General features: G+C 61.5%; 1 protein-coding gene. It reads left to right on the forward strand.

What is annotated here, in order from left to right:
• A partial coding sequence (locus tag BST27_RS30945; RefSeq protein ID WP_282957604.1) for a phosphopantothenoylcysteine decarboxylase domain-containing protein occupies positions 1-327 on the forward strand: 327 nt, incomplete at both ends.

Genomic DNA, 327 nt, shown 5'->3' on the forward strand with positions numbered 1-327 from the left:
GCAACCGTCGATAATGTCGCGACCCTACGTCGCCATGGCCTTGTCGTTAAGGCCCCAGCTACTGGGCGCCTTACTGGTCGTGACTCAGGCCCGGGGCGTCTACCTGATCCCGACGAGATTGCAGAATTCGTTGATCTTCTCATCACTGTTCCTGAGTGCGCCGCCGCGATGGCCCAGCAGGACCTTGCTGGAAAACGCGTCGTCATCTCCCTGGGTGGAACCCGGGAAGCCATCGACCCTGTGCGTTACCTCGGTAACTCGTCGTCAGGTCGAATGGGCAGGGCTATCGCTCAAGTCGCCGCTGCTCGCGGGGCCGATGTCCACGTT

This window comes from Mycobacterium intermedium (genome assembly GCF_002086275.1).
Lineage (GTDB): Bacteria > Actinomycetota > Actinomycetes > Mycobacteriales > Mycobacteriaceae > Mycobacterium > Mycobacterium intermedium.